This window comes from Microbacterium sp. Se63.02b (assembly GCF_014171575.1).
Taxonomy (GTDB): Bacteria; Actinomycetota; Actinomycetes; order Actinomycetales; family Microbacteriaceae; genus Microbacterium.
Genome location: NZ_CP050453.1, coordinates 671,027 through 697,122 on the forward strand (window position 1 = coordinate 671,027; position 26,096 = coordinate 697,122).

The 26,096-nt window shown below is 66.9% G+C and carries 22 protein-coding genes; 15 read left to right on the forward strand and 7 right to left on the reverse strand.

The annotated features are described in order from the left end of the window. Positions 1-52 precede the first annotated feature (52 nt). From G4G29_RS03335 to G4G29_RS03345, 3 genes are all read left to right on the forward strand, one after another. A complete protein-coding gene (locus G4G29_RS03335) occupies positions 53-1,405 on the forward strand; it encodes a polysaccharide biosynthesis tyrosine autokinase (protein WP_183151857.1) in 1,353 nt (450 codons plus the stop codon). 191 nt (positions 1,406-1,596) lie between these two features. Continuing rightward, positions 1,597-4,218, forward strand: coding sequence for a right-handed parallel beta-helix repeat-containing protein (locus tag G4G29_RS03340; protein ID WP_244632368.1), 2,622 nt, complete (start codon positions 1,597-1,599; stop codon positions 4,216-4,218). A gap of 10 nt (positions 4,219-4,228) precedes the next feature. Continuing rightward, the gene (locus tag G4G29_RS03345) at positions 4,229-5,554 is read left to right on the forward strand and encodes a hypothetical protein (protein ID WP_183151858.1); all 1,326 of its coding nucleotides are present in this window, start codon (positions 4,229-4,231) and stop codon (positions 5,552-5,554) included. Between the two features lie 31 nt (positions 5,555-5,585). Here the strand turns inward: G4G29_RS03345 and G4G29_RS03350 are convergent, their stop codons facing one another. From G4G29_RS03350 to G4G29_RS03360, 3 genes are read right to left on the reverse strand one after another with little or no spacing between them, the layout of a single operon-like run. Then, positions 5,586-6,713, reverse strand: a complete 1,128-nt coding sequence (locus G4G29_RS03350) for a glycosyltransferase (RefSeq protein ID WP_244632369.1) — start codon at positions 6,711-6,713, stop codon at positions 5,586-5,588. Beyond that, positions 6,710-7,906, reverse strand: coding sequence for a glycosyltransferase (locus G4G29_RS03355; RefSeq protein ID WP_183151859.1), 1,197 nt, complete (start codon positions 7,904-7,906; stop codon positions 6,710-6,712). The genes G4G29_RS03350 and G4G29_RS03355 overlap by 4 nt, the downstream gene beginning before the upstream one ends. Before the next feature lie 4 nt (positions 7,907-7,910). Further along, positions 7,911-9,437 (reverse strand): sugar transferase, encoded by a 1,527-nt coding sequence (locus G4G29_RS03360; protein WP_183151860.1) that lies wholly within the window; start codon positions 9,435-9,437, stop codon positions 7,911-7,913. 308 nt (positions 9,438-9,745) lie between these two features. Here G4G29_RS03360 and G4G29_RS03365 point away from each other — a divergent pair, with 308 nt between their 5' ends. The 3 genes from G4G29_RS03365 (at position 9,746) to G4G29_RS03375 (ending at position 13,754) form a co-directional block, all read left to right on the forward strand. After that, positions 9,746-10,930 (forward strand): low temperature requirement protein A, encoded by a 1,185-nt coding sequence (locus G4G29_RS03365; protein ID WP_244632370.1) that lies wholly within the window; start codon positions 9,746-9,748, stop codon positions 10,928-10,930. Positions 10,931-11,006: 76 nt separating this feature from the next. Further along, positions 11,007-12,548, forward strand: coding sequence for an intradiol ring-cleavage dioxygenase (locus G4G29_RS23805; RefSeq protein ID WP_345941147.1), 1,542 nt, complete (start codon positions 11,007-11,009; stop codon positions 12,546-12,548). An 87-nt stretch (positions 12,549-12,635) separates the two neighbouring features. Further along, entirely contained in the window at positions 12,636-13,754 is a 1,119-nt protein-coding gene (locus G4G29_RS03375; protein WP_183152750.1) for an acyl-CoA desaturase, read from the forward strand. An 88-nt stretch (positions 13,755-13,842) separates the two neighbouring features. Here the strand turns inward: G4G29_RS03375 and G4G29_RS03380 are convergent, their stop codons facing one another. The 3 genes from G4G29_RS03380 to G4G29_RS03390 form a co-directional block, all read right to left on the reverse strand. Continuing rightward, positions 13,843-15,249, reverse strand: a complete 1,407-nt coding sequence (locus G4G29_RS03380) for a cell division initiation protein (protein WP_183151861.1) — start codon at positions 15,247-15,249, stop codon at positions 13,843-13,845. A gap of 214 nt (positions 15,250-15,463) precedes the next feature. Next, positions 15,464-15,985 carry a hypothetical protein gene (locus G4G29_RS03385; RefSeq protein WP_183151862.1) on the reverse strand — a complete coding sequence of 174 codons (522 nt, stop codon included), beginning with the start codon at positions 15,983-15,985 and terminating at the stop codon, positions 15,464-15,466. 50 nt (positions 15,986-16,035) lie between these two features. Then, the gene (locus tag G4G29_RS03390) at positions 16,036-16,341 is read right to left on the reverse strand and encodes a hypothetical protein (protein ID WP_183151863.1); all 306 of its coding nucleotides are present in this window, start codon (positions 16,339-16,341) and stop codon (positions 16,036-16,038) included. Positions 16,342-16,471: 130 nt separating this feature from the next. Between G4G29_RS03390 and G4G29_RS03395 the strand changes: the two genes are divergently transcribed. From G4G29_RS03395 to G4G29_RS03410, 4 genes are all read left to right on the forward strand, one after another. Beyond that, positions 16,472-16,744: a hypothetical protein gene (locus G4G29_RS03395; protein WP_183151864.1), complete on the forward strand. Its 273-nt coding sequence runs from the start codon at positions 16,472-16,474 to the stop codon at positions 16,742-16,744. Between the two features lie 132 nt (positions 16,745-16,876). Beyond that, positions 16,877-18,205, forward strand: coding sequence for a VCBS repeat domain-containing M23 family metallopeptidase (locus tag G4G29_RS03400; RefSeq protein WP_183151865.1), 1,329 nt, complete (start codon positions 16,877-16,879; stop codon positions 18,203-18,205). A gap of 231 nt (positions 18,206-18,436) precedes the next feature. Then, complete coding sequence (locus G4G29_RS03405; protein WP_183151866.1) at positions 18,437-19,072, forward strand: hypothetical protein; 636 nt, start codon at positions 18,437-18,439, stop codon at positions 19,070-19,072. Positions 19,073-19,560: 488 nt separating this feature from the next. Continuing rightward, positions 19,561-20,361: an abortive infection family protein gene (locus G4G29_RS03410; protein ID WP_029266269.1), complete on the forward strand. Its 801-nt coding sequence runs from the start codon at positions 19,561-19,563 to the stop codon at positions 20,359-20,361. 33 nt (positions 20,362-20,394) lie between these two features. On the opposite strand, the gene G4G29_RS03415 is transcribed toward G4G29_RS03410, so the two are convergent. Further along, entirely contained in the window at positions 20,395-20,619 is a 225-nt protein-coding gene (locus tag G4G29_RS03415) for a hypothetical protein (RefSeq protein ID WP_029266267.1), read from the reverse strand. A 200-nt stretch (positions 20,620-20,819) separates the two neighbouring features. On the opposite strand from G4G29_RS03415, the gene G4G29_RS03420 reads away from it, so the two are divergent. From G4G29_RS03420 to G4G29_RS03440, 5 genes are read left to right on the forward strand one after another with little or no spacing between them, the layout of a single operon-like run. After that, positions 20,820-21,902 (forward strand): adenine-specific methyltransferase EcoRI family protein, encoded by a 1,083-nt coding sequence (locus G4G29_RS03420; protein ID WP_051667923.1) that lies wholly within the window; start codon positions 20,820-20,822, stop codon positions 21,900-21,902. Then, complete coding sequence (locus tag G4G29_RS03425) at positions 21,880-22,902, forward strand: DNA adenine methylase (protein WP_051667921.1); 1,023 nt, start codon at positions 21,880-21,882, stop codon at positions 22,900-22,902. Before G4G29_RS03420 ends, G4G29_RS03425 begins: the two co-directional genes overlap by 23 nt. A 2-nt stretch (positions 22,903-22,904) precedes the next feature. Continuing rightward, positions 22,905-23,462: a hypothetical protein gene (locus G4G29_RS03430; RefSeq protein ID WP_029266261.1), complete on the forward strand. Its 558-nt coding sequence runs from the start codon at positions 22,905-22,907 to the stop codon at positions 23,460-23,462. Continuing rightward, positions 23,408-24,652, forward strand: coding sequence for an AAA family ATPase (locus G4G29_RS03435; RefSeq protein ID WP_081859722.1), 1,245 nt, complete (start codon positions 23,408-23,410; stop codon positions 24,650-24,652). Before G4G29_RS03430 ends, G4G29_RS03435 begins: the two co-directional genes overlap by 55 nt. Further along, positions 24,637-25,956 carry a hypothetical protein gene (locus tag G4G29_RS03440; RefSeq protein ID WP_029266257.1) on the forward strand — a complete coding sequence of 440 codons (1,320 nt, stop codon included), beginning with the start codon at positions 24,637-24,639 and terminating at the stop codon, positions 25,954-25,956. Before G4G29_RS03435 ends, G4G29_RS03440 begins: the two co-directional genes overlap by 16 nt. Positions 25,957-26,096 lie beyond the last annotated feature (140 nt).

Sequence of the window (26,096 nt, forward strand, 5' to 3'; positions counted from 1 at the left end):
GGCGAAACGAACACTCCTCTAGAATCGAAGTCTCAGGGGGGAATGGGGAATCATGGGCGAAAGCCGGGTCAGTCTGCGCGTCATCGCCAGTTCGCTGCGCAAATTCTGGTGGATGATCGTGCTCTGCGGCGTCGTCGGAGCGGCGGGATCCTTCGGGTACGCCTCGTTGCAGACGCCGCTGTTCCAGGCGACGACCTCGCTCTACTTCGCTCTCAATCAGGGGACCAGCGCGTCCGACCTCAACCAGGGCTCTGTGTACACGCAGAGCCAGATGCTCTCGTTCGCCCAGCTCGCCACCAGTTCGCGCGTGCTCGAGCCCGTCATCGACGAGCTCGACCTTGATACGACGCCGAAGGCTCTCGCGCGCGACATCGAGGTGTCGATCCCGCAGAGCACCGTCACGTTGCGCGTGACCGGGACCGCCGATGATGCGAAGGCATCGGCCGAATTGGCGGATGCTGTGGCCGCTCAGCTCATCATCGTCGTCAAGGACGTGGCTCCCAAGAACCCCGAGGGTGAATCGACCATCACGGCGGAGGTCATCGACGACGCCGTCGTACCCGAGTTCCAGTTCACACCGAGCAAGCCGCGGGATGCCCTCCTCGGCGGCTTCCTGGGCGGCGTCCTCGGCCTCGCGGTCGCTGTTCTGATCGGGGTTCTCGACACTCGCGTCCGCAACGAGGAGACGCTCACCCAGGCGGGCGGTGATCCGGTGCTCGGTGTCGTCTCGAAGTCCTCGCTGCTCGCTACGCGGGGCATCGCAGTGGCGCAGGAGCCGCTCGGTCACACGTCGGAGGAGTTCCGGCGCATCCGGTCGGCGCTCGCATATGCGAACGTCTCATCGCGGGTGAAGGTGCTGCTGGTCACGTCCGGCATGCCCGCCGAGGGCAAGTCAACGATCTCGGTCAACCTGGCCATGACGTTGGCGGGCCTGCGCAACTCCGTGCTGCTCATCGATGCCGACATGCGCCGTCCGCGCGCGCATGAGCATGCGGGTATCGATGGCTCGATCGGGTTGACCAGCGTGCTGCTCGACGAGGTGGACTTCGAGGTCGCCAAGCACAGCGTCGCCGACAGCACCCTCGACATCCTGCCCGCGGGCACGGTGCCGCCGAACCCGGCAGAGCTGCTCACATCGTCGCGTATGGCGCAGCTGCTCGACTTCGCCGCGGCGGAGTACGACTACGTCGTGATCGACTCGCCGCCGACGCTCAGCGTCGCAGACGCCAACCTCTTCGCGACGCAGACCGACGGCGTGATCCTCGTCGTCGATGCGACGAAGACTCGCCGCGCGGCCTTGGCGAAGAGCATCAAGTCGCTGGAGTCCGGCGGCGCGCGCATCCTCGGCACCGTGCTGAACCGCGCCAAGCCCGATCGGCATCGCAGCGAGTACTACAGCGACTGATCAGCTGTTCCTGCCGAGGCGATCCGTGGCTCCGGTCGCGCATAATATCGGTTTACGGGCGTTCTGGTTTGTCTTTTGCCCCGCGAGCCGGTTACTCTTCATGAGTTGCGAGGGGGACTCGCACGTGCCGCTGGGGTTGAAACTGCGGCGTGGCGGGTCGGTCTGAATCTGCCCCAGAAGACGGTGACATCGTGTTCTTTCCCCTCCCCTCTGCCGCGTCATCTTCGATGACCTCCTCTCCGCACCGGCGAATCCGCGTCCGGACCGCTGCCGGCGGCCTCGCCGCAGTCCTCGCGATCACAGCGGCGATGACGGCGGTGCCGGCACTGGCACACGCCGACGCTTCGCCGACGGCGACGTCCGCCGTTGCGGTCACAGACATTCCCGTCGTCGACGACGACATGGACCGCACGGTGAGCACCGGCTGGGGCTCCTCGGCTGACGGTGCGTGGTGTGTGATCGAGGGCGCATCCAGCGTCACGGGCGACCAGGCGCTTCTCGCGAGCCGGGCACCGGGCATCACCGCCAGGGCGACCACGGAAGGCGTCGCGGCCACCGATGTGACCAGCCGCTTCTCGCTCACGGTTCCCACCCTTCCTGTGGGCGGACCGCTCTATCTGGCGCAGGCGGTCCGAGTGTCCGGACACGACTCCTACGGCGTGCGGGTGCGGGTGCACCCGGACGGCTCCGCCTACCTCTCGATCGTTCGGCTGACCGATCTGACGGCCGTGGACAGTCTCGCCGAGCGCCGTCTCCCCTTGACCGTGTCGAACGGGAGCACCCTGAACGTGGCGCTCAGCGTCACCGGCACCGACCCTGTCGCCCTGTCGGCGAAGGCATGGCCTGCGGATGCCGAAGAACCCGCCGACTGGCAGGTCTCGCACACCGACTCGTCTTCATCGCGCATCCAGAGCGAGGGTGGCTACGCATTCGCGCTCTACACCTCGACGGGGGCGCGAGCCGCGGTGCCGGTGGGCATCGACGACGTGTTCGTGACGACGCCGGCACCGGCTCCCGCGCCGGAGCCGACGGCGGCTCCGGAACCGACGGCCGCACCGGAGCCGACGACCGCTCCGGAACCGGCACCGAGTCAGACGCCTGTCCCGGCGCCGACCCCGACCGACCCGGTCGTGCCGTCGACGCCGGGCGCAGTGACCAGCGAGAACGGTGCCGGATCTCCCGGTTCGTTGTCGTATCCCGTCCCTGCGGGAGCTGTGTACGCCGCCCCGACCGGCTCGGATGAAGCGGCAGGGACGCTGAGCGCGCCGGTCAAGACCATCGCGGCTGCGCTGAGCCGGGTCGCCGACGGGGGCACCATCGTGCTTCGTGGCGGCACATACCACGAGCAGGTCATCATCCCGCCGCAGAAGCGGGTCACCATCCAGCCGGCCGCGAACGAGTCGGTCTGGCTCGACGGGGCCAAGAGCGTCACGGGCTGGAAGGCCAGCGGGAGCACCTGGGTGGTCGACGGATGGACGACGTCCCTCGATTCGAGTCCGACCTACGCTCAGGGGGCGCCGGATAACACCACGCCCGGCTGGCAGTTCGTCAACCCGGCGTATCCGATGGCCGCGCACCCCGATCAGGTCTGGGTCGCGGGCACGCAGTTGCGCGAAGTCGCGTCCGCAGCGAAGGTCACCACGGGGACATTCTTCGTCGACGATGCGGCGAAGCGTCTCGTGATCGGCACGAATCCCACGGGCAAGAGCGTCGAGGCGAGCGACCTCACGCAGGCGCTCTCGATCCGTTCCGTCGGCACCGAGATCCGTGGTATCGGCGTACGCCGCTATGCCACCAGCGTTCCGCAGATGGGGACGGTGATCGCCGCTGCGGCCGACGTCACCCTCACCGACGTCACGATCCGGGACAACTCGACCACGGGCTTCTACTCGTGGTCCCCGGGCACCACACTGACGCGGGTCTCCCTGATCGGGAACGGACTCCTGGGTGGCGGCGCCTCGCGGGCGGACGGCCTCACCGTGAACGACATGCTGTCGGTCGGCAACAACAGCGAGCACTTCAACGCCGCACCGGTGTCTGGTGCCTTCAAGGTGACGCGAACCCACGATGTGACGGTGAAGAACAGCTCGTTCACCCGCAACAACGGCGCGGGCCCGTGGTTCGACGAGTCGGTGGTGGGCCTCACCTTCACCGGGAACAATGTCACGGGCAACACGGGTGATGGTCTCCTCGTCGAGCTGTCCGAGCATGCCGTCGTCGCCGACAACGTGATCGCACAGAACGGCGCATTCGGCCTCTACGTCCTCAACTCGGGCGACGTCGACATCTGGAACAACACGTTCGCCGGCAACGGGAACCGCAACATCAACATCGCACAGGACGCACGCCGCCCCAGCGACCCGGGCGCGCCCGGGGTGGATCCGTTGGCGCCATGGATCGTCCATGACGTCGTGATGTCGAACAACATCCTCGCGAAGAGCGCCGGCAATTGCCTCGTGTGCGTGCAGGACTTCTCGTTGCGATACACCGGGTCTCAGATGGTGTCGAGTGTCGAGGGCAACCTGTACCACCAGGCCACGTCCGACGCCCCGACGTGGTTCTCGGCATGGTCCCGGGGGCCCGTATCCAAGGATCCGGCTGTGACGGAGACCCTCGACGCGTTCCGGGCGGCCACCGGCAACGACAAGCGCTCGACCTGGGTGGTCGGCGCGGATGTCCTCGCCGCGGACTACACACTGCTCCCGGCGTACGCGACCGGACAGGCCTCTGTGGCGGTTCCGGTGCCGTCCGCGATCGCGTCGGTATCGCGACTCCCCGCGGCCAGCGCGACCCTGGGGGCCCTGCCCCGGTGACGATGTAGGTATGGGTTCACTTCTCGCTGTCGGCGCCCGCGCGCTGACGATGGTCATCGCGCTGGTCTGTGGCGTTCTCACAACCAGGATGATCATCGGAGACGCGGGCGTCGACAGCTTCGCCCTCTACACGTTGCTCACCACGATCCCCTCGCTGCTGACGTTCACGGACCTCGGCAGCGGGGCGGTCCTGGTCAACGCGGTGGCGACGAGCGACGACGTGCGCACCGACGAGAAGCTGCGGTATCAGCTCACCTCGGTCGGACGAGTGCTGCTCATGTTCGCGGCCACCGCGATGGCGATCAACACCATCCTCGTTCTGACCGGGGCCTGGGAATTGGTCTTCGGCGAGGCCGGCGGACGCCCGGGCGCGTCGTTGGCTGCGTTCTACTGCGTGACGATCTTCTGCCTGGGCATTCCCCTCGGGATCTGGGCGCGCATCATGCTCGGGCAGCGCCGCAACCATGTCGTGATCCTGCTGCAGGGGCTGATCTCACCGCTCACGTTGGCCGGCGTGTGGCTCATCCTCACCTTCGGAGGGGACGACCTGCATTCTTTCGTGGCGGTCGCCTCCTTCGCGGCGTCGTTCCTCGTCTCGGTGCTGGGCATCCTGATCACGGCGAGGACGACGTCGCCCTTGATCCCCGCCGCTGCACGCATGGTCCTACGTCCGCGAAGGTTCCCCGGGGTCCGGGTGATGGACGTCGGCTGGCCGATGCTCGCGCAGATGGTCACGTACCCGATCGCGGTCGGTTCGCAGCGCTACGTGATCGCTCAACTCGGCGGACCGACCGACGTCGCCGAGTACGGCGTCGCCGGTCAGGTCTTCTTCGCCCTCAACGGTCTGGTGATGGCGGGTGGGCTCGCGCTCTGGCCGCAGTTCGCGCGGATGCGTCATACGGGCGGTCTGCAGCGGGGACCTTTCCTGCTCTCCGCACTGTTCGCCATCGCGATCGCGGTGGCGACGTTCATGGTGTGGCTGGTCGGCCCGTGGCTCTTCGGCTTCATCACGCAGGGCGAGCTGACCGTCCGTCCGAGTACGATCTTCGCCTTCGGTCTGATGATCATGATGACTGCGGCCGTGTATCCGCTGGGCATGTTCATCATGGATAAGCCGGGCATCCGCTTCCAGGTCATCCCCACGCTCAGCATGGCGACAGTGGGGATCGGACTCTCGTTCGTGCTGACCCCGATCCTGGGCATCTCCGGGCCGCTCATCGGGGTCGCTTTCGCGCTGCTGGTGTGTCAGCTGATCCCGTTCTCGATCTACATCGTCCGGCACAAGACGCGGCTCACCGTCGGCAGCGCGGCGCCGACGTCCGGTGACGCGCCCTAGCCGAACTCGTCACGACGGTTCGAGGTCGACGTCAGATCAGGACGTGCGAGGTGATGCTCGCCCGGTACACGTCGGGCGCGTGCCGTCGCAGTGCCTCGGCCCGACTGTCCGCCACGGTCGAGACCATCTCGCCCCAGCGCGTGTGGATGTCGGTCAGTGCGGACGCGATGGAGTCCGGGTCGCCTGCGGTGACGAGCTGCGCAGTCTCATAGCCGCCCGCCGCCTCGCGAAGTCCGCTGCTGTCGCTCGCGATGACGGGACGCAGCGCGAGGATGCCCTCCACCGCGGTGTTCCCGAACGGCTCGTCGACTCGCGAGGGGACGAGGAGCACATCCGCCTGGGCGAGGAACGGCCAGATGTCCGAGTGGAATCCGGCGAAGTCGACGGAGACGCCCGCCTCGGAGGCCTGCTCGCGCAGCTGGGCTTCGAACCACTCGTATCCTTCGAAGACCGCGCCCAGAAGCGTGACGTCGACGGCTCGTCCTGCATCGTGCAGCCGCGCAGCGGCCTCGATAACGAGATCGGGACCCTTCCGTGGAGAAAGACGGCCGATGTAGAGCACGCGGAGCGCGTTCTCGATGCGAGGGCGCGGTGAGAGCGGCTGCGGCGGCGAGGCGACTCCGTTGTAGACGACGTGTGCGCGTCGGGCGAGGGCCGGCAGCGCCGCGCGGATGGTGTCGAGACTGAACCGGCTGTTGACCAGTGTGCGGTGCGAGGCCAGATGAGGGGAGTAAAGGATCCCGTTGACGATTCTGTTGCCGGATGCCTCGGCCTCGTGCACATGGCTCACTGTACGGACGCGCCTCAGACGGGCGATCAGCGGCCACTGCGGAATGATGATCGTGGAGACGTAGACGACGTCGGGACGCACCCGACCGATCAGACGCCATGCGGCACCGAGTCCTCGGAAGGTGTCGCGGAAGAGTCGGGGGAGTCCCCGCGGTGTGAGAAGCACTTTGCGCAGCACGAGCATCGGGACGATGACGACCTCTGCGCCGGCGGCCCGGAGCTCGGGGACGAGGAGTCCGGAACTCGGAAGCGCCACCACGACGCGCGCACCTGCCTCGACCAGACCCCTTGCGCTTTCGAGCAGCATCCGGTCGGAACCGAACATCTCCGCTCCGGGATGGACGAGGAGCGCGGTGGGCCGGCTGCTCACGGTGCTGCCGACTCGACAGGAGCGGGCGACCAGTCCGTCGTGCGACGACGGGCGCGGCGCGCGGATGGGTGGATGGTCGAGCGTTCGGCGAGTCGGCGCGCGAGCGCTTCGTACTCGTCGGCGACGTCGTCCCAGCGGAAGCGGGTGCGGGCGATCTCTTGCACGGTCTTGGCGCGAGAGGCAGTCAGCTCAGGGGCGGCTTCTGCCGCGACGACGTGTGCCGCGACGTCGCCGGCATCCGAGAAGAACCAGCCGTTGCCGTCGAGCACCTCCCGGTTGAATGGCACGTCGAACCCGATCACCGCGGTCCCAGCCCCCATCGCGCGGAGGAGCGAAGGGTTGGTACCCCCGACGGAGTGGCCATGGAGGTAGGTGACTGCATTGGCGTAGAGCGCGTCGAGCAGCTCCTGGTCGTAGACGCCGCCGACGAGGCGGATCCGGTCATCGCCGTCGGCGACCCGCTGGATCTCTTGCGTGTACGCGGCGCTGTAGGGAGCTGAACCGACGACGACGAGCGGCAGCTCGGCGTCGCTGTCATGGTAGCCCTGGACGATCTCGAGCACATGGTTCTCAGGTTCGAACCTGGCGACGACGAGGTGGTACCCGCCCGGGGTGAGGTCCATCTCGGCGATGTCGCGCTCGGGGAGATCGTCGAGGATCGGCGCGCCGTAACGGATGAGCTCCGTCGGCACATCGAACTGGTGGCGGTAGTAGTCCGCGATGCCTGGTGCATCCGCGATCAGGGCGTCGGCCGTCCGAACCCCGAACTGCTCGGCCCAGCGGTAGTACGCCTTGCCTCGTGGCCCCCACTTCGACCGCCGCCACTCGAGCCCATCCATGTGCAGCGCGACCGGAGCGCGGCGGAGGCGGAGGAGTGGCAGGAACGGGGAGTTGGCGGCATTGAAGACGAACGTCGCATCAGGGCGTCGGCCGAACACGAGATGCAGTGCCGAGAGACCGGTGTGGCTGAGCGTCTCGACCTGCTTCACCGGGACGGCAGGAAGGTGCACGACGCGCATACCGAGGTACTCCTTCTCGCGTCGCTCGGAACCACGGGTGTACACGACGACGTCATGGCCACGATCCGCGAGGCGGCGTCCGACCTCTTCGATCGCGGTCTCGAAACCGCCGTAGGCCGCGGGCACTCCTCTGGTCCCCACCATCGCGATGGTGAGGCTGTTCGAATCGCTCATCCGATCAGTATGCCCCGCTGGGCTGCACCATGACCTTGGCGGTGCGCCACATGATCTGCAGATCGTTCATCACGGACCAGTTCTCGACGTAGCGCAGGTCGAGCCGAACACTCTCGTCCCACGTGAGGTCGCTGCGGCCGGAGACCTGCCACAAACCGGTGATCCCGGGCTTGATGTAAAGGCGGCGGAAGACGGTGCCGTCGTAGGCGGTGACCTCGCTCGGGAGCGGCGGGCGAGGTCCGACGACGCTCATGTCGCCGATGAGGACATTCCAGAACTGCGGCAGCTCGTCGAGAGACAGCTTGCGAAGCACCTTGCCGATACGGGTGACGCGCGGGTCGTCCTTCATCTTGAACAGGAGACCGGCGCCCTCGTTCTGCTCCTTGAGCGCGGCGAGCTGCTGCTCGGCATCCGTCTTCATGGAACGGAACTTGACCATCTTGAACCGGCGACCGTCACGGCCGACACGCTCCTGGAAGAAGAAGACGGGACCGGGCGAGTCGAGCTTGATCAGCAGCGCGAGCACGGGCGCGAGCAGGCCGATCGGGATCAGCGCAAGGGTCGCCACTGCGACATCCAGTGCACGCTTGAGCAGGTGCTGACCGCCTTCGTAGGTCGGGATCTGCACCTGGATGAGCGGAAGCCCCTCGACCGGAGCGAAGGAGATGCGCGGTCCGGCGACATCCGTGAGTCGGCTAGACAGCACGAGCTCCGCAGCGGTCCCCTCGAGCTGCCAGCTCAGCTGCTTCACGAACTCCGGTTCGCCCTCCGGTCGGCTCGCCACGATGATCGTGTCGGCGCCGACCTCGGCGGCGACCGACGACACGGAGTTCACGTTCCCCAGAACCGGGAACCGCGTGTCGTCGATCAGGATGTCGCGTGCATTGCCGTCGAGGAGAGTCGCGCCGACCACCTGGTAGCCGGATGCGCCGATCGGGTGCAGCGTGCGGACGACGTACTCCACGTCATCCCGATTGCCCACGACGAGCGTGCGAGAGGCGAACCTCCCATGCGCACGCTGCGTCTGCAACCAGTGGCGCCACATCCACCTGGTCACCAGAAGCGTCAGAACACCGAGCGGCAGCCCCAGCAGCAGCACCAGTTGCATCGACTTCCATGCGAGCAGCACCGCCACGATGGCGATGATCCCGAAGGCGAGTCCGCTGGCGTGGACCACGCCGCGGTACTCGGTGGCACTCGCGCGGAACAGCGCGGCGTCCCGCGTGTGCAGCGCGCTCAGCATGAGGTACCAGAGCGCGGCGAGCGGGATGCCGCCGCGCAGGACCTCGAACGCAGGGACGCCGGTGGACAGCTGGATCGCTGCCGTCAGACCGACGGCGAACAGGATGACTGCAGCATCCGTGATCCGCAGCCGCATCCGATAGCGACGCTCCCACTGCCGGCGCCTCTCCAGAGTCGCCGAGGCGCGCGGCGTTACCACCGTGCGCGTCACCGACTTGGTCGCTCGCGGAGCCGCGACCGGCACGAAGCCCGAACGAGAGATGCTCAGAGCATCCTCGACGGAAGTCATGCCGAGGCCCCTTGAGCCGTGAATGTACGCAAGTATCCCCAGTGCGTCATTTGATTCCCCAGATTTCCCCAGACCATGAACCCCACGTTCACGGCATCGTCTGCGTCCCGACCCCTCGGGTCCTGCTGAAACTCTTCGCGATTCCCACATCACGAAGTGCGTTTTCGCCGTCCCACACGGCGGTCGCTGACAGCAGGCACTGCAGACTCTGATCACTGTAGCGGAACATGGCCTTAACCGAAAGGTAATTCTCACGAATGGACGAATCGTCCTCTCGCGAGCGGCGATCCTGGCGCTATCCTTTCGCCGTGACCACCGACGCCGCCGCTCGCCGCTTCCAGCTCCGTCGGATGCAGCCACGGGATCCCGCTCAACCGCATCGCACCGCGAGCACCCTGGAGCTGTTCTTCGATCTCGTCTTCGTCGTCGCGGTGAGCATCGCGTCGGCGGAGTTGCACCACGCTCTCGGCCACGCCGACTTCCTGCACGGCATCACCTCATACGCGATGGTCTTCTTCGCCATCTGGTGGGCGTGGATGAACTTCACGTGGTTCGCCACCTCGTTCGACACCGACGACTGGCTCTACCGGGTCACGACCTTCGTGCAGATGGGCGGAGTCCTCGTGTTCGCCGCCGGCATCCCTCAGGCTTTCACCGAAGGCGACTTCACCGTGCCCGTGCTCGGCTACATCGTGATGCGTGTCGCCATGGTGGCGCAGTGGCTCCGCGCGTCGCGTTCTGCGGGTCCGCTCCGCTCCGCCACCCGTCGATACGCCTTCGGCATCGCGGCCGTGCAGGTGCTGTGGATCCTCTTCCTCCTCATCCCGACAGGCCCGTGGCAGCTCGCTGCGTTCGTACTGTGCGCGCTGATCGAGATCGGCGTGCCGGTGTTCGCCGAATACCGCACGCAGACACCGTGGCACCCGCATCACATCACCGAGAGATACGGTCTGTTCACGCTGATCGTCCTCGGTGAGAGCCTCCTGGCGTCGGCCAACGCGATCATCGACGCTCTCGACGAGGTGGAGACGCTGGGGCCGCTGATCGCGATCTCGGTCCTCACGCTCGTGGTCACGGCATCTCTGTGGTGGATCTACTTCTGGCCCCCGCACCACCGCGCCATCACGACGTTCCGCCGCTCGCTCCGGTACGGATACTCGCACTACTTCGTGTTCGCTGCCGCAGCGGCCTTCTCCGCAGGGATCGAGGTCGAGATCGACGTCCTGACCGGGGTGAGCCACCTGTCCAACGTCGTGGCGTCGTTCACGGTGACCATCCCGATCGCCGTGTTCCTGATCGGCATCTGGTGGATCGCGATCCGCGAGAACGCCGACCGCGTCGTCAACACGGTCGTCCCGCTCGGGGCCGTGCTCGTGCTCCTGGACCCGGTGCTACCGATCCCTGTCACTCTCACCGCCCTGATCCTCGTCGGCATCGTCGCGGTGCTGGCGGTCCGGCCCCCGGTCGCGCCGACCCTGATAGACGAACCATAGGCCGAGCAAAGGCTTCTGATCGGATCCTCGCGCACCATGGTGGCACCACCACAGGCCGCAGGAGAGGACCCAGCGCATGAGCATCCCCGAACCCACGCAGACACCGGACGGCCCCGCCTACGAGGGGCGACTGCTGGATCGCGCAGACGAAGAGGTCGTCGACCAGGGGGCTGCCTTCGACATCCGCACCCTGATGAGCAGACGGGGCGTGCTCGGACTCGCGGGGATCGGGCTCGGCGCGGTCGTGCTCGCCGCGTGTGCGCCCGCAGCGTCGGCGGGATCCTCGAGCACTCCGTCGCCGTCGGCCTCCTCCGGCACGCCCGCGGACGGTTCGAGCGTCGCGGAGATCCCCGACGAGACAGCTGGCCCGTACCCCGGTGACGGATCGAACGGGCCCGATGTGCTCGAGGACTCCGGCATCGTCCGCCAGGACATCCGCTCCTCGATCGACGGCGCGGCCACGGCCGACGGGGTCCCGCTCACCTTCCGACTCCAGGTCATCGACCTCGCGAACGGCGCCGTTCCCTTCGCCGGAGTCGCCGTGTACGCGTGGCACTGCACCGCGCAGGGCGAGTACTCGATGTACTCATCCGGGTTGGAGGACGTCACGTATCTCCGGGGCGTGCAGGTGGCGGATGCGGAGGGTACGGTCGCCTTCACCTCGATCTTCCCCGGGTGCTACTCGGGGCGCTGGCCCCACATCCATTTCGAGGTGTATCCCGACGTCGAGTCGATCACGGATTCGACGACAGCGATCGCCACATCGCAGCTCGCGCTCCCCGAAGCGGCATGCACCGCGGTGTACGGAGATCCCGCCTATGACGGTTCCGCGGACAATCTCGGCCGGATCACGCTCGAGAGCGACAACGTCTTCGGAGACGACGCCGGAGCCCTGCAGGTCGCGACGGTCGCCGGGAGCGTGTCGGCCGGATACACGGCGACGCTCGTCGTCGGAGTCGACACCGCCACGGTGCCGTCCTCAAGCTCCGCGCCCGGCGGTCAGGGCGGCCCCGGCGGGGCGGCCAGCCGCCCGCCAGTTGACCGATGCGACGCGGAGCCGGGGTCGGAGACGCGTTCTGCTACACTAGTCATGCAGCGTGTGTGCATCGCCCCTCTCGGCCGCCACGCCGCCACTGATCAGGGCCATCACGGACCGCGCACATCGATGCGTGCGGAATCCGCCCTCGATCTGACATCTTGCGGAGCGCCGACGCGTGTCCGCCACACAGCAATGAGCATCACCATGAGCACGACCACCTTTCCCCCGTCCGATCCGTTGACCTGGAAGCAGGCCGACACCGACGTGCACGTCGCCACACGCGCCGGCGAGTTCGCCGGATTCGTCGAGTACGACGGCAGCGCGCACCTCGTCCACGACAATCGCGGCTCCGAGCTCGGCGCCTTCGACTCCTCGATGACGCGTTCCGCGCGCTCGAAGACGCACAGAGCCCGGCTCCGCGCGGACCGCGCTTCGCGCCGATCCTCCCGCGGGCCTGGCGCCGCAGGACCCGCAGAGCCCGCGCCTGAACGGGATCGGCGACGCGAAGGAGAGTCCGTCGTCGGGTTCCCTCACGCACAGGAAGTTCCCTTCGTCAAGGGTTGTGGATGTATTCCCTGACGCGCATGGGGCGCGGGCTATCGTGAGGTAAGCGTTGGGCAGTCGCCTTGGGCTTCACAGCTCAAGGGCTCCGATCGGCAGGAGAAGATCATCTCCATCACACAGATCGAATCGACCGCGGCAACGCTGGGTCCGGTTCGCCAGACCTACTCCGGCAACGCGGAGTTCCCCCCGATGGCCAAGGCGTACAAGCAGGTGTCGCAGGTGGTCAAGGAGATGGGACTGCTCCAGCGGGCCCAGTGGTTCTACGCCCTCGTCGGCGGCGGCATCGTCGTCGCCCTCGGCGGTCTGATCACCGGGTTCATCCTCCTCGGCGACAGCTGGTTCCAGCTGCTCATCGCCGCGGGCCTCGGCATCGTCTTCACGCAGATCGCGTTCCTCGCCCACGAGGCCGCGCACCGACAGATCCTGTCCTCCGGCCCCTCGAACTTCCGTCTCGCGCGAATTCTCGCCGGCAGCATCGGCATGAGCTACTCGTGGTGGGACTCCAAGCACACCAAGCACCACGGCAACCCGAACCAGGTCGGCAAGGACCCAGACATCGAGGTCGACACGATTTCGTTCCTCGAGACGGACGCCGCGCAGTCGAAGGGCCTGATCCGTCTGATCACGCGCAAGCAGGGTTGGCTCTTCTTCCCCCTGCTCACCCTCGAGGGGCTCAACCTCCACTACATCGGTCTCAAGCACCTCACGACGAAGAAGAACGTCAAGGGCCGCTGGACCGAGCTCGGCATCATCGCACTGCGGTTCGCGATCCTCCTCACCCCCGTCTTCCTGATGCTCCCGCTCGGGATGGCCTTCGCCTTCATGGGTGTCCAGCTGGCGGTGTTCGGCGTCTACATGGGGGCATCGTTCGCTCCGAACCACAAGGGCATGCCGATCATCGACCCGAACGCCCGTCTCGACTTCTTCACGAAGCAGGTGCGCACCTCCCGCAACATCCGCGGCGGATGGTGGGCGACGTGGCTGATGGGTGGTCTGAACTACCAGGTCGAGCATCACCTGTTCCCGAGCATGCCCCGACTGCACCTCGCCAAGGCCCGGGAGATCGTCCGTGACTACTGCACCGCGAACGATGTCCCGTACACGGAGACCAGCCTCGGGCGTTCGTACCTGATCGTCATCGAGTACCTCAACAGGGTCGGCCTCTCCGCCGGCGCAGACCCGTTCGACTGCCCGGCTTCTGCGCAGTTCGGGCGAGCCTGACCGACACCGACCCGCCGGGGATCCCTCCTCGGCCCGGAGACGACGAAGGCGCGAGCAGGAATCCTGCTCGCGCCTTCGTCGTCTCCGATTACTTGGAGGACTTCTTCTTCGTCTCCACCACATCGATCGTGATCTTCTCGAGGGGACGGTCGTCGTCGAGCTCGTCCTCGAGGACCTCGTCGCCGAGGAAGGTCCCCTCAGGGGAGGCGGGAGCCTCGGAGGGGAACTCGGCCGCGGTCGTCGTTGCATCCTCGGCGCTCTCGGCATCTTCTCCGACGCCGGACGATGCGCCGTCGTCGGAGAAGATGCCGTCGGGGCGGATCAGCTCGCGCACCTCGGCCATGAAGCTCGTCAGCTGCTGCTGCTGCCAGCGCAGCTGCCGCGTGCGGTCTTCGGCGTCGCGCAGAACGGCCGTCGTGTGACCGGTGACCGAGTCGACGATCTTCTGGGACTTCGCCCTGGCGCGCTCGAGGGTCTCGCGAGCGCGCACCTGGGCATCGGCCTCGATCGCCTGCGCCTGTGAGCGGGTCAGGCGCTCGTAGTCCTCGGCCCTCGCCGAGATCCGCTGGGCGTGCTCGAGAGACGCGGAGACCTGCTCGTTGGCGTCGTTGGTGATGCGCTCTGCGTGCGCCACGGCCTGGTTGTGCAGCACGAGGAACTCCTGCTGCGCATCGTCCTGGCGCCGGGTGAGGGTCTCCTCGAACTCGAGGACGCGGGCGTTCATCTCGCGCACCTCGCGTTCGGCGTCTGCGCGCAGCTGCGTCGTCTCACGGGTCACGAGCGAGCGGAGCGCCGCAGCGCCCTTCTCCGCCTCGGTGCGGATCGCCGTCGCCTCCTGCGCCGCCTGGTTCACCTTCTCGGCGGCGTGCGCGGCCTCACGCTCGACGCGGGCCTCGTGTGCCGTGTACTCGGTGTCCATCTTCAGGCGCACCTGGTCGGCGTCGCGCTGTGCTTGGGCGGTGATGCGCTCCGCGTCGGCCTGAGCCTCTGCGCGCTGCGCCGTGACCTCTTCGCGGGCTGACGTCATCAGGCGGTCGGCCTGCACGGCGGCGTTCTGGATGAGGACGTTCGCCTGTTCCTCGGCGACACGCAGGATCGCCTCGAACTGCTGCCGCGACGGCGCCTCCTCCCCATCTGCCTGAGGGGCGTCGACGAGCTCCGAGGTCAGGGTCGCGACCTGCTGCTCGGCCTCCGACGCCTTGGCGGTCGCGGCGGTGAGCTCGCTCTCAAGAGCTTCACGGGCCTCGCGCTCCTCGGCGCGCACGGCATCCACGGCGTCTGCTTCTCGGCTCTTCGCCCCGGCGAGGTCGGCCGCGGCCTTCTGGAGCTGGGAACGGAGGGTCGCCAGCGCGGCGTCGACCTCGCCCTTGTCGTAACCACGGAAGCCGACGGTGAACGCCCCCTGTGCGTCTCGGGGCGTGGTCTCGATCAGCTGGTCGAAGAAGTCCGGCGAGCGCTCGCCGTCGCGGTCGGCGGTTCCGGAGGATTCGCTCATGTGGTTCGTGCCTTTCTGGCGTGGCCACACGGTGGAGCGGCGGCTCCATCCCGATGTTCGGGGTCGTGCGACCGGAGGAAGAGGTCGTCTGGGCTCACGCCACGACCATGACCCGGCGGAGGCCCGGCCGCGCGAGGCGCGTATCCCAGCCTAGTTGCGTAGCCCGGAAGTCGCGCGCCTGTTTTCGTGCCTGTGAATGGGCGCGGTCAGGGGGTCAGCGGTCCTGTTCCCAGCGGGCGTTCCTGTCGTCGAGGAGAGGCCCACGGCGGTATCGGATCAGTTCCCCGTCCTCGACCGTCACTCCGCGGACGCCCGCGACCGAGGCGACCGCCGCGCGCAGGTCCGTCCACAGCGCGGCGGTCTGCGGATGTCCCATGTACTCGCGGAAGGTCTCGACCTGCAGCCGGGTCCCGTCCCGATCGGGGATCAGCGCGACGATCGTGTCGTCGGGTTCCACGAACCGGATGCCGAGGCTGCCGTCGTCGCGGAGAGACACCTTGACCTGCGTCGCTGTCACGGATGTGACGATCTCCCGCGCGAGCGGCTCCGGAGCGTGGACGATGAGACTGGCCCCGAGTTCATCCAGCGTGTGCGCGCGTCGGGTGGCGGCGTATCTCCCGGTCGCGCCGGCGCCGGCTCCCATCGCTTCGCGGCTCACCCGGCTCCGCAGGCGCGTCCCGCCGATGATGAGGGCGAGGATCAGCAGCCCGAGGAGGAGGTAGGGGAGGACGTCCACCGCCTCAGCGTAGCGGGCGCGGATCGCCGGCCAGGAGCCGTCAGCGGTGGTCAGCGAGGGTCGATCAGATGATCGAGGACCAGCTCGCCCGTCGCGTTGAGCGACTGCATCATCTCGGCCACGAGCCGTGCGTCGACCGGAGGATGCTCGGCGTCCTCGAACCCGAACTGGAGCGGGATGGCCGGATGGATCCAGACGGTCGCACGCTTGTCGACCCCGCCGCCCACCGGGCGCCACGTCATCATGAAGCTCTCCTGGCGGCGCAGCTTGGTCGCGATCACGATCTTGAGATGCGCCAGCGTCTTGTCCTCGATGAGGATCGGTTCTGAGGTGCCGTCGTACCGGAGTCTTCCCATGACTGCACGGTACACCCCGGTGCGGACCCTGCCTCTTCTCGGGCTCATCCGCAATCCCCTTCTGTGCCGGCGGTCGGATCGAATACCTTCGCCGGAATGACAGCGGAGATGACGACCAGCGGAGGGTGAGATGCAGACCATGGTGCGCATCCGGATCGAGCTCAATGACACGGGGTACTACCTGGCGCAGGGGCAGGACGTCACAGACATCAGAGACCGGATCGAGACCGCGATGCGCGCCGGCGGCGGATTCGTCGAATTCGTCGTGGTCGGCAACCGTTCGATCAGCGTCCTGATCACCCTCGCGACCCGCATCGTCATCTCCGTGGAGACCGTGGAGTACGACGTTCGAGACACGGGCGACGACTCGGCTCCCTATGGCGGCGACTTCGACCTGCTGTGACGCGGTCCGTTCCGATGAGGACCGATCTGCCGGTTCATCGGCCACGTGCGCGGGGGCTCTCCTCAGCGCTGATACGGTGACGTCGGAGGGCATCACGTCCCTGGGGCCGCCGAACGAGAGAGAAACTTCGAGATGAAGCGACCATCCCGCGCGCGTCTCGGCCGCATCGGGATCGCCGCCGTGCTCGCCGTCGCGATCGGAGCGCTGGCGCCAGCGCTTTCGGCAGGTCCCGCCGCGACCGCCGCGAACGACCCGCAGATGGTCCACCCGGCTTCGGGCAACATCCAATCGAAGGTGGGCGACGGGTGCCGGAACAACTACCGCGCCCATGACGGCATCGACATCTCCGGAGCCGGTGGCACCCCGATCGTGGCGTCGTACGACGGAGTCATCAAGTCCCGCACCGCGAACAGCGGCTACGGGAACTACACCGATGTGCAGCACGCCGGAGGATATGTCACGAGATACGCGCACATGGCCTCGCCCGGAATCTACGCGCCGGGGACGAAGGTCGTCCGCGGCCAGCAGATCGGCGTCGTCGGCAACACCGGCAACTCACCGGCCTATCACCTGCACTTCGAGGTGCGGCTGAACGGTTCGGTGTACACGGCTGTCAACAACGGATTCGTCTGTCTGTCGAACATCACGCGCGGCACGACGCTGCCACTGTACTTCCCCGGGCTCGGCTCCGGGCAGCCGCCGGGTGTCGCCGCCGCCGACTACACCGGCGACAAGAGGGCGGACGTGCTCGTGGTCGCCGGAAACGGAGACCTCCGTCTTCGCACCGGCAGCGGGTCCGGCGGTTTCTCCTCGGCGACGACCCTGTTCAGCGGATGGGGCGGCACGCGCAGGCACGTCACGCACACGGACTTCAACAGCGACGGAAGGGGCGACATCCTCGCCGCGAGATCCGACGGCAAGCTGGAGTTCTACGCCGGAAGCGGTGCGAGCAGGTTCGCCGCCCCGACCATCGTCGGCAGCGGCTGGTACGACCTGCTGCACGTGACATCCGGCGCCGACTACACCGGAGACGGACGGCAGGATGTGCTCGGTGTCTCCGAGGGCGGTGTCCTGACCATCTACCGCGGCTCCGGCTCCGGGGCGTTCGGCGGAGGGCCGAGCATCACCCTCGGCTCAGGGTGGGCGGCGTACCACTTCCTCGTCGGAGGGGATTTCGACAACGATGGGCGTGGCGACATCATGGCGGTCGATCCGACCGGCGCTCTGCGCTTCTATCCGGGAGTGGCAGGCGGATTCAGCGCGCCGCGGGTGGTCGCCCAAGGGTGGGGAGAGTTCACCGCCGTGACCGGAGGCGTCGATTACAACGGCGATGGACTCGCGGATCTGCTGGTCCGCACCTCTGCAGGCCAGCTCTACTTCTATCCGGGGCGTGGCAACGGCACACTGGGAACTCGAGTCCTGGTCGGTGCCGATTGGGCCGACTATCTCGCCATGGAGTAGGCGGCCCCCGGCGTAAGGTTGGCGCATGGCCGACGCGTCGTTCGAAGAGATCGCGGCCGCGCTGTACTCGGGTCCGCCCGGCGAGTTCGTCGCCGCTCGTAAAGCCCGAGCCGATGAAGCAGGCGGCGAACTCGCATCCCGGATCCTCGCGTTGCGGAAACCGTCGATCGCCGCGTGGGTCGTGAACGTGTTCGCCCACGAGCGGGCGGCGCAGTTGGGGAGGCGCTCCGGTTGGCGGGAGAACTCCGCGAGGCGCAGGACGATCTCGACGCTGCGGCTCTGGCGAAGCTCGGCAGGGAGCGTCGCGTGCTCACGCGGAGGCTTGCCGAGATGGCGGCGGACGTGGCCGGATCCCGCGGCGAACGCATCACGCCCGCGACGCTGGATGCCGTCCAGAGCAGCATCTCGGCGGCGTTCTTCGATACCGCGGCGGCGGGAGCGGTCGCGTCGGGGCGGCTGATCCGCGCGCTCGAGCCGTCGGGGACGGCGGAAGATGTACGCGATTCGGTGGCGGGCGATATCCCCGACGTCGACTCGATGGCGGAGCAGCCGCCCGACGAACTCCAGCAACGTCGGGAGCGACGGGAGGCCGACCGTCGCGTAGTCGCGTCCGAGAGGGAACTCGCCGTGGCCGAGAAGAAGCTGGCTGCACGAGCGAAGGCCTTGCGGGCGCTGCAGGCCAAGGTCGAGGAACTCTCAGAGACCGAGTCGGAACTCGAGGCAGAGCTGGCGCGCGTGCGTGACGAAGCCGCGCATGTCGAGCGTGACATCGCCCCGGCGACGGCGGAGCATGCTGCAGCGGTCGAGCAGGTGGATGCGGCGCGGAGCGCGGCCGCGGACGCTCGTGCGGCGCGGGAGGCTCTCTAGATCGGTTCGGAAATCGCTTCTCGTCGGGGCAAAGCAAAACCCCCGCCATGTAGAAGCTAGGCGAGGGTTTCTGGAGTGATTGTAACGATCACTCGTGTGGCTCCGACCGGCATCGATCCGGTGACCTTTCGAGTAAGAGTTTCGCCCTATCAGGGGTTTCTGCGGACTTGCGGGTGCTTTGAACAGTCCTGATCGCGCCTGCTTTCGGTTGCCAGCGAGTGCCGCGAGCTGGCGGTGAATCTGCGGAATAGATGCGGGGTTCTGGACATTCGGTAGCGTCTGCTCCGTGTCGATGGTCGCGCTTTATTCTTTGGCCACGAACCGATCGCGGTCCTCGTCCAGGCGCGGGGTCGCCCACGGCACCGTTTCCGCGAGCGACGCGAACCGCTCGGTGGGGTCGTCCGGCGTCGTGGGCATGCCCTCACGGTACTCGTGTCTCGCCTGCGCGAGGACTCCGGTGTTGTCTCCGCGGCCGCCAAGATGGAAGCATGACGTTCCCGCTCAACGACGAGATCGCCGCCGCCTTCGCGCAGTTCTTCTTCGGCGGCGGTAGCGGGCCGAGCCACTCCACGCTGTCACGACTCTTCGCGGGCGCCGGATACGTCGACGCTGATCCCTACGACTTGAACACGCAGGCACCGAACAAGCAGCAGCGCGTCCTCGCGGTGTTCCGAGCGGCCGAGCGGCGGCCCGCGGGCGCGCTCGTTGACGGGATGCTCAACGCGCTCCGGCTCGACGGCGCGTTTGGGAAGTATGCCGACGACAAGCACGTCGCTGACCTGCACGCGGCGGTGACCCACGCCGGCTGGGCGCTCTCGGCGTACGGACGGCTCGAGTACGCGGGCGACATCCACCTCGAGACCGGCGGTCGCGCCGCGCTCGATGAACAGCTCGAGCGGCTGCGGCGGAACATCGACGACCCGGCGGCGCTGCTCGGCGGGGCGAAGGAGCTGCTCGAAGCCGTCGCGAAGTTCGTCCTCGAGGAGGGCAACCGCCTGCCGGAGCGCGCCGACTTCCCGGCGCTGGTGGCGCTCTCGTTCGAGAAGCTGGGGCTTCGCCCGGCGGTCGTCGACGACTCGGTCCCGGGCGCGAAGCAGGTCCCCTCGATCTACCAGTCGGCGAAGACCGTAGCATTCACCGTCAACGAGCTGCGGAATCTGCAGGGCACCGGCCACGGCCGGACGCTCCTCACCGGAGTGACTGCTGAGGCGGCGCGCTACGTCATCCGCGAGGTTGTACACGTCGCCGACCTGATGTTGTCGACGCACGACCGCCAGATGGGGCGGTAGGCAGGCGCGGCCGTCGGAGGCCTTCGGGCGCGGCTAAGCCACGTCGCTCAGTAACTGATTCACCCGGCTCCGGCTGACGCCGAGCGCCTCCTGGAGCTCCTTGATGGGCGTGCCAGCTGCGCGAAGCGCCTTGCACACCGCCGCTCGCTTGGCGAGCAGCTCGGCGTGCTCGGCCTCGTTCGCCTGCAGACGTGCGACGATGTCCACTGCCTCTTTCAGCAGGGTCACCCGTGTCTCGGCGCGCTCGACGGCGGTCATGCGAACACTGTATAGCCATATGCACATATCTGTACAACCTGCTGTACAGATATGTGCAATGAGCATTACACTGAGTGGATGCCCCAGCCCAGCTCGCGCCGCGCCATCAAGGCGCAGTCGGACCCCCGCCGTATCGTCGCAACTATGACGCGGTCAATCTCTTGCGCGAAATCGCACCTCGAGCTCGACGGGGCAGGCCGATGACGCTCATCACTGCCGCGAATGGCAATCTGTCAGCGGCGAGGGGGGCCAAGAAGGACGAGTTCTACACCCAGCTGGTTGACATCGAGAAGGAGCTCAGTCACTACCGGAAACACTTCGCCGGCAAGGTCGTCTACCTCAACTGCGACGACCCAAGGGTCAGCAACTTCTTCCGTTACTTCTCCGAGAACTTTGAGGCGCTGGGCCTGAAGCGACTCATCGCCACGTGCTACCAGAGCGAGGATCCGGGCCAGTTCAGCCGGGGCGACTCCTCGCGCGCTGTCTGGCTCGAGTACGACGGCGACAAGAACGGCAACCGCGTGCCGGACGCCAACGAGATCGGCGTGCGTCCTCTCAAGGGCGATGGCGACTTCCGGAGCGCCGAGAGCGTCGAGCTGCTGCGCCAAGCGGACATCGTCGTCACGAACCCGCCATTCTCGCTGTTCCGCGAGTTCGTCGCCCAGCTCGTCGAGCACGACAAGCAGTTCATCATCCTCGGGAACATGAACGCGCTCACCTACAAGGAGATATTCCCGCTCTTCCAGAACAACCAGATGTGGTACGGCCCGAGCATCCGCAGCGGCGACCGCGAGTTTCGCGTGCCAGCCGACTACCCGCTTGAGGCTGCAGGGACCCGGGTTGATGCGGAGGGAAACCGATACATTCGCGTCAAGGGCGTTCGTTGGTTCACCAACCTCGACTATGACGAGCGGCACCGAGACCTCGAACTGACTAAGCGATACCGCGAGGCCGACTATCCGCGCTACGCGAACTTCGACGCAATCGAGGTCGGCAAAACCGCGGATATTCCGTCCGACTACGCCGGCCTCATGGGCGTCCCGATCACGTTCATCGACAAGTACAACCCAGAGCAGTTCGAGATCGTCGGGTCGAGCAAGACCTTGGGCCAGCCCATGTCCCAGATCGCCGAGAAGGGCACCTACCAGCAGGGCGGCCCACGGTTCTACCTGCCGACACCGCGCGGCTATCGACGCATGTACGACCGGATCGTCGTGCGAAACCGGCGCCTTTCGGGCGGGAATCGGGGATTGGACGCGCGTGTCGTATCGCTACCTCGGTAATAAGACCAAGCTCGCTGACTGGATCGTCGGCGAGATCGCGGAAATCGTCCCTGCTGGGTCGAGCATCGCGGACCCCATGTGCGGAACGGCCTCCGTGTCGCTCGCGCTCGCTCGTGCCGGCTACGACGTCACGGCCTCGGATGCGCTCACCTTCCCGGTAATTCACGCGCGCACGCGGCTGCTCGCGAAGAAGCCTCCCGAGTTCAAGGTGTTCGGTGGCTACGCCGAGGCACTCGAGTGGATGCGCGCCGCCGAGCCTCGACGGGGGTACTTCTCCCGCGAGCTTGGAGCCGCGGGTGCCCCAGCAAACGGCCGGGCGCCGAGGCTCTACTTCTCCGCCGAGAACGCCGCGCACATCGACGGCGTGCGTGCGGGCATTCTCGAGCTCAGGGCGGCTGGTTCGCTCACTGAGCTCGAACACAGCGTCCTGCTCCAGCATCTACTGCTCGCGACGAACAAGGTAGCGAACATCAGCGGTACCTACGGGTACTTCCGCAAGACGCTATCGAGTACTGCCCTTCGCCCGCTCACCTTCGAGCCGCTCGAGTTCGAGACCACGCCGGGCGAGCACACCGTGCTGCAGGGCTCCGTCGAGGATCTGGCGTCGTCGCTCCGAACGGAGGCGGTCTATCTTGATCCGCCGTACACGAAGCGCCAGTATGCCGGGAATTACCACGTCCTCGAGACCCTCGCCCAGGAGGACGAGCCGGTGGCAGCAGGCGACGGCGGACTGCGTCCGTGGATGGACCAGGCCTCGGACTTCTGTTACCGCCGCAGCGCCGGTCGCGCTTTCCGGGCCACGATGGAGCGGCTCGATGCTCGCCACGTGTTCATCTCCTACAGTGAGGATGGACAGGTGAGTGGGGAAGAGTTGCTCTCGATCCTGGGAGACTTCGGCAAGGTCACCGTGCACGAGCAGCCGCATCTCCGCTACCGGAGCAACGACCGAGTCAAGGACGGATCCGTGCTGGAACGTCTCTATCACGTGGAGGTCTTCTGAGCATGGCGCAGAAGCTGAACATCGAGCGCATCTGGTGGCGAAACGTCCAACCCGGCGAGTTCTATAACATCGAGCGCCACTATCAGATTCGCGGCGGTGGCGGTTCGCTGTACATCGAGGTCCCGGCGTCGATCGTGCCCGAGACGCTCGACTTTCTGGGGGTGGCCGGAACGAACGTGGACGCCCTGCCTGCGATCACAATCCAGGCCGGGGTCGCTGGCGTGCCGGGGATCTCAGGACCGATTGAGTTTCAGCGTAAGGCGGGCGGACGGATGCGGATCGCGCGGCAGAACCGGCAACAACCGAACTCGCAACGCCATCCGGCGTGGACCGTCGCTCGCGGATTCCCATCGGCACCGGACGATGTGCGGAACAAAGAGGAGGCGCGTCCGTTCTTCCCCGAGGGCGGCCTGCGCATCTACATCGCGAAGACGGTTGAAGGTGACTACTACGCTGGCTTCACCAAGGGCGTCCGCCCCACTGCCATGGCGAGGAACGACCCGGCATGGGATCTGTACACGCAGGGCAAGACCGTGGGCGGAGTGATCGATGCGGGGTGAGGTGGAGCGTGGCTGACAAGATCGATGACATCTTTGCGTCGTGGGGCGCCGGACGAAACGTGTTGCTCTACGGTCCGCCGGCAACCGGCAAGACGCGGCTCATCAGCCAGCTCTTCCAGTCGCTGCAGGAGCCTCCGGAAGGCAGCCGCGGTATCCTGTTCGATCCCAGCGACGCCGCGTCGCCCTTCAGCCGACCCAAGCAGCCGATCACGATCCCGCTCCCGGCGAAGGTCGTGTGGACCACGTTCCATCAGTCGTACGGCTACGAGGATTTCGTCCTGGGGCTCAGGCCGGCCATGGACGCCGAGGGCACCCGCCTCGAGCCGTGGGCCGGCGTGTTCCTGGATGCGGCGATCGAGCTCGCGGACGACGACTCAAAGTACAACTCCGTGGTGATCTTCATCGACGAGGTGAACCGCGGAAACGCGGCACGCATCTTCGGCGAATTCATGACTTTTCTAGACTTCGACTACCGCGACGGCGGCAGCGTCCCACTCCCAGTGCCGCTCCGACAGCTGACGTTTGCCGACGGTGCAAGCGAGCAGCTCCATCGGCCGGGTGGGGCGTCAACGACGATCCCCGACGGCTTTACCTTCCCGAGGCACGTCTACGTCGTCGCCACCATGAACAGCGTGGATCGCGCTGCGGTCCCGATCGACAGCGCGCTCGCGCGCCGGTTCGACCGGATCGAGATGCGGCCGGACCTTGACGCCCTCGCCGGTCATTGGGGCCTGGACACGACGGCGATCCCGACGCCGACTGAGGACAACTTGGAGACGTTGGACCCGTTCCAGACCGCATACCTCCTGCTCGATCGGCTCAACGTGGTCATCGCCTCCGACCTCGGCTCGGAGTTCGAGCTGGGCCACGGGCTCCTGACGCCGATTCCGGCGACGGTGACGCCCGCCGACGAATCCGAGCAGCCGATCTCAGAGACCGACGCCTGGCGAAGCCTGTCGAAAACCTGGGACGACGTGCTCTTCCCACAGCTCGAGGATCGATACTCGGGACGGCCCGAGCAGCTCATGCAGCTGCTCCACGTCGACACGGCGCCCCCGACGGGCGACTACGCGTGGACCCTGCGGGCGTCGAAGAGTGGGACTGCGCAGGCCCGTGCCCTCGCGCCGGTCCGGACGAGCGAGCTCCCGCTCGACACGATCAAACGATCCTTCAGGTGGCTGGCTCGGTAGTCGCGTCGCCGCGAATCCGACTCCAGGAGTACGGTGCCCCGGCGGTGCATCGAGTTGATGAGATCGACCTCGTCGCTCTGACCGAGGCGAACAAGCGCTGGCGACGCGCGCTTGGTCTCGCGAGCGATCCCATCCGGGTGGAGGACGTCGGCGACGGTCGCATACTGCTGCGGGCAGAGGCGGTCACCGGGCTCGTCAGGGTCGGAAGCACCGACATCGAGATCGCTCCGAAGTTTCTTAGCACGGTCGAGGGCAGCTGGCAGACCGTGCTTTGGCGCATCCTCTCGATCGTCGAGGGCGGGCATGTCGACGACGCGTTCACCACCGCACACGAACTGGCCGAGTTCTCGCTCCCCGACCTCCTCGCCGAGATGTTTCTGACGTCATACGCGAAGGGCGCTGCACGCGGCCTGCCTCGCGGTTATTGGACCGAAGCATCGTCCGGAACGGTGCTGCGCGGGAGCCTCGATGTGGCGCGCCTCGACCGGTGGATCTCACGCCCCTGGGAACTCCCGTACGTCGCCGACCTCCTCACCGACGACACCTCACTTGCACGGCTGCTGCGGTGGGCAGCGGACTGCCTTGCTGCGATCGTGAAGGCCCCCGGCCGGTCGCGCGCGATGAGGGAAATCGCCGCTGGGCTATCTCATGTAGACCGGAGGCCGCCTCACCTCCTCGACGCGCAGCGGATCGTGCTGGGCACACAGCACCAAGGGCTCGAGCCGGCACGAATCGTGGGGCTCCTCCTACTTGAGGGTGCGGGCGTCCATCACGCCAGCGGTGAGCACGCTCTGTCGGGCTTTCTCTGGAACTCCGATGCGATCTACGAGAACTACGTGTACTGGCTGTGCACCCGAGCCGCGAGTTCCCGCGGCGAGCGGGTGAGCAAGCACACGACGAAGTTCGGCGAGGTCATCGCAGGGCACGGCTCGCGACTTGAAACCACCCCCGATGTCGTCTTTCGAGACCATCAGAGCGCGGCGGTCGCCGTCATCGACTCCAAGTACAAGCGCGTTGGATCACGCCCGAAGGCCCCGGACACGTATCAGGTCCTCACCGCGGGCCACGTCCTGGGCTGTCGCAGGGTCTCCTTGGCGTACCCAGTGGCCGAGCGTGCTGAGCCGACCGTGTGGCGCGTGCCGTCAGCTCTGGGCAGCGAGGACATCGAGCTGACCGCGCTGCCGCTCAACCTCATGGCGTTGGCTCATCCGGACGGCCCTCAGCTGCTCATCGAGACGATTAGCGCCTGGCTCGACGGCGAGTTGATTCCTCCGCCCGAGATGAGCCCTCCTGAGGCGCCATGAGACCGGTCGTTATCCTCGACTCCACCACCGTGAACGGCCGCCGTCCGTTCACTCACGTGGATTTCTGAACGCGGAACACGCGCCAATGTCATCGAGAACGATGCTCAAACTCAGCCAGAGCGCTCGCTAGAGTCGGGATA